Below are 4033 nucleotides of genomic sequence, written 5' to 3'. Positions count from 1 at the left end.
CAATACAACAGTATCTTCTGTCAATGTCACTGACATCAACCTGCCCGTCACACTGATCTCATTCTCGGCAGCAAAAGAGGGCAAAACCGCACTGCTTTCCTGGTCGACCAGTGAAGAAACCAACAGCGACCGATTCGAGATCGAACGCAGTCCCAATGGCAAACAGTGGAATAAAATAGGATCGGTAGAGTCCGGTAAGGAAAGCACAACAATCAGAAAGTACTCCTTCACCGACGAGAACCCTCTGACAGGAAGAAGTCTTTACCGCTTGAAGATGGTGGACCAGGACAACACTTTCGCATACAGTGTAATCCGCACTATCTCTATCGAAGGCAAAGGCGTTTTTCTTTACCCCAATCCAGCTACTGATTACGTCAAACTAGACCATGCAGACTCGATTCAAAAAGTGGAAATCGTCAATCTGAACGGAGCCACTGTATATCAATCTGCCGCTGTTTCACCGGACGGGATCGACGTGAGAAAGCTGATAGCAGGAAACTATGTGCTTAAAATCACTGACCGGAACGGAGCACTAAACACACAAAAGTTGGTTATCGTTAGGTAGCAGAATTAATCAATGCCTAATTTATCGTAGTGTTTTTTTACAGCTCGGCAAATTACCGCCGAGCTGTTTCTTGGCAAATAATCCATTGCCTGACAGACTCGTCCCCACCGTTGTCAGACTGGTTAAAGACTTTCAATCTCCCCGATCCGAAGAATATGGCGCAACGCTTGCCATTTTCCCTTTAGCACCCGCAAGAGCGGTAGTAAAGATTTTTTTCAACATAAACCCCCTTCACAATGTTGAACATATTAATTATCGATGATCAGACGATGTTGCGCTCCGGCATGCGCGTGATGCTTGAAACAGTTTCCGAGCATTACTGCCTTTATGAAGCCAGTTGTGTCGAAACGGCCCTTTCTATCCTTGAAAGCAATGCGGACATTCAGGTAGTTATCAGCGAATTGAAAATTGGCAACCGGGTCGTTGCGGATATTGTAGAAACCATTAAAGCTGTTCGGAACGACGTTTCCATCCTGCTTTATTCGGGATTAGCGGAAAGGTTGTACGCACTTCCGGTTCTGCGAGCCGGCGCGGACGGGTTCATTATGAAAAATGCTAAGATTCCCGAGCTGCAAAAAGCAATCGAGCGAATCGCAGCAGGAGGAAAATATCTGAACCTGGAACTGCAAACTTCCCTGATCAAAAATAAATCTTCACACCGCCTGGAAGACATCGAATCTGTAGAAAAGCTCTCGCCAAGAGAATTGATGGTGATGCGGGAAGTAGCCCAAGGCAAAAGCACCAAAGAAATCGCCTACACCCTCAAACTGAAATGCAATACTGTCAGCACGTATAAGAAGCGGATCTGCCTTAAAATGAACGTAGCAGACAGGATCGAACTTGCACAGAAAGCCGCTGTCCTTTAGGGCTCAGTGAGCGCGCATTTTTCGGCAAGCAACTACCATTTTCATTCTCCCCTGCACCCCAAAAGTCACCTCAAAAATACAAAAAAGCGTCTCAAAACAATCCAATTAGGCAAACGACATTTGTGGTGAATTGTATACAAGTATTCACCAGGCAAGAGTTCGTTTACAAATTGTGATACGCTGACTCTTCCCTGTCCGAGTGCACTGCCCGCTTGACCGACCTGCGCACTCGGACAGTGCATCGTCATTAATTATTTCTTTAATCAAAAACTTAAAATCCGAATGAAAAAGAAAATCTACTTGCTTGGAGTGATGATGGGACTTACTGCCTCTGCGGCCATGGCGCAAAATGTAGGGGTAGGCACTACCACTCCTGCGGCCAAATTGCATGTAGTGGGCAATGTAGCCATTCAGGATGGTACTCAGGGTGCCGGAAAAGTATTGACCTCGGACGCGGCGGGTATCGCCAGCTGGCAGGCCCCTGCGGGAGCGGGCGCGAGTACTGCCACTCAAACGGCTTCATATGCAGTGCCCATTGGAAATGGTGCGCAGCCAAGCGCCTTTTTCGGAGTGACGGAAGGTTCCTATACAACGGTTTCCAATACGACCAATGTCATCAATTTCCCCAGTCAAAAAGCCGCATTTATCAACTACGTACTTGGTGTTGACGACGTGTCTGCATGGACAGGTTACAGCCCGTTTAACCGTTTTGAAATATACATCGACGGAGTGGCAAGCGGCATCTTCATTATCATCCAGACCGAAGTGAGCGGTCACTTCGAATTGACTTTGTCCGGTGTTCGCACCCTGTCCGCAGGAAACCACACGTTCGATGTAAGGGCAATCAGATGGTATAACAACGGTGCTCCCGCCAGTGCCTACCAAATTTGTGGTACCATTTCTTCCAACCTGGATGTAACCTACTTGAACTAGTCGGAGAGTTGTAAGATACAGTCTTCATTTAAACAGCTTTCACGATGAAAAAAGAATACATCAGCCTCATGACAGGGATGGCATTGCTGTTGGGAAACCAGCTAGCCCATGCGCAGCTTGTCATCGACGGGGCTACTTTCAATAATTATGGGTCAGTTACCAACCGTGGTACATACACCGCCGTTACAGCCACCGCGCCCGCCGCTTATACGGCTTCATCGGGCGCTGTTTTCAACCACTATGAGACAGATGCCAACTCGTTGCGGGTTAATAACAGCTATAATGCCAATGGCACCGGCGGAAGCACTGACAATTTCAATGGACCGGCGGGAGTAGCAGGTGTGCAGGGAATCAGCGGCAGTGTTGCTCCTAATTTTTCCACACTGGCCTTGAAGAACGGATCGGCCAGCGCATTTAATATCACCAATACAGCAGGCGCCAACGTGTTTACCATTGCGTCGTTCGAAAACGGGATAACCACTACCGTGCGCGCCAACACGGCCAATGGCGCGATCAGGTTTCAGGCAGGGGCGACTTACACAGGTGGGCTCACCGACGCTCAGCACGTGGACGGATATGTTTCCAAAATCGGTAATTCCACCTTTATATTCCCGGTGGGAAACAATTCCGATCTGAGAACATTGCGGATCTCCGCACCCACAAATACCGCGCATATCAGCGTGGCCTACGCCGCAGACCTCGGAGAGGCTTCCAACACACCCTCCGCTTCCATCAAACGCGTATACACCTTTGGTAGTTGGGACTGGGCGGCCATCACACCTGCTACAAACGGCCTGGATGTGACGGTGTCGATCCCTAATGTCGCTGGTTTTGAATCCACAGCCGCAAACCTCAGGCTGGTCGGCTGGGACGGTTCCCAATGGCTCGACTTGAGCGGGTCGGCCAATGCCACCGGCGTAGTCGAGAACAGTACACTGACCGGCGTCGTACCGGCTGGGGCGGCCATCACACAGATCGCCATCGGCTCTACGCAGGAGCTTGCCACCACGCCCGACCTGCGGCCGTTTATCATCATGGGCAATGTGACTTTCTCGAATACCGAAACGGTCAGGCCATTTACCATACGCGTCAGAAACATGCGCGCAGGAACCATTGCCTCTGATCTAATCACCATACGCGTCTATAAGCCCACACCTACTTCCACCATTGCCCTCACTGGCGCTTCGGCCACCGAATGGACCATCACCAACTCGGGTACTTATTACACGCTGACTACCAACAGCGATATCGCCGCCTCGCCATTGGGGAATAGCATTACGGCCAACCTGACCATCCCCGCGACGGCTGTTCCCGGAGGCTATCCATTTAGGGCTTTCATCCCCGACCTATCGGGCGGAGAAGTAGTGGCCGACAATGGCAACAACAATCTAATCATTCAGGTATTCAAAAATTAACTGAAGCCATGACCAGCTTTTAAACTTAAAATCATGAAAAAAACAAACTACTACCTTGGATTAGCGCTTCTTGGACTTTCCCTGCTTGTCTCGGCAGAAAGCCACGCGCAGCAAATCGACATCAACGCCGGGTATGGAAACTATGACCCGGGAACCTTTCCCGGCTATGGAAACCAGCCGGCAGCCCGCGGGATATTTTACTCCTCTGCTGGAAAAACATCCGGTGTAATTCCACCATACACCGCGCAGCTTAC

General features: G+C 49.8%; 5 protein-coding genes. All 5 read left to right on the top strand.

Translation table 11 applies throughout. From position 1 onward, the window contains the following. The coding region (locus tag ACTJJJ_RS31690; protein ID WP_440703908.1) for a T9SS type A sorting domain-containing protein at nucleotides 1–565 on the top strand (565 nt) is incomplete at its 5' end. A gap of 236 nt (nucleotides 566–801) precedes the next feature. Further along, nucleotides 802–1431, top strand: coding sequence for a LuxR C-terminal-related transcriptional regulator (locus ACTJJJ_RS31685; protein ID WP_426295343.1), 630 nt, complete (start codon nucleotides 802–804; stop codon nucleotides 1429–1431). 282 nt (nucleotides 1432–1713) lie between these two features. Then, complete coding sequence (locus tag ACTJJJ_RS31680) at nucleotides 1714–2364, top strand: hypothetical protein (RefSeq protein ID WP_440703907.1); 651 nt, start codon at nucleotides 1714–1716, stop codon at nucleotides 2362–2364. 44 nt (nucleotides 2365–2408) lie between these two features. After that, nucleotides 2409–3779 carry a hypothetical protein gene (locus ACTJJJ_RS31675; RefSeq protein ID WP_440703906.1) on the top strand — a complete coding sequence of 457 codons (1371 nt, stop codon included), beginning with the start codon at nucleotides 2409–2411 and terminating at the stop codon, nucleotides 3777–3779. Nucleotides 3780–3812: 33 nt separating this feature from the next. After that, a partial coding sequence (locus tag ACTJJJ_RS31670; RefSeq protein ID WP_440703905.1) for a hypothetical protein occupies nucleotides 3813–4033 on the top strand: 221 nt, incomplete at its 3' end.

Origin of the sequence: Dyadobacter sp. 22481 (genome assembly GCF_052044875.1) — a bacterium.
In the GTDB taxonomy this organism is placed as follows: domain Bacteria; phylum Bacteroidota; class Bacteroidia; order Cytophagales; family Spirosomataceae; genus Dyadobacter; species Dyadobacter endophyticus.
This window is presented reverse-complemented; position numbering and strand designations above follow the sequence as displayed.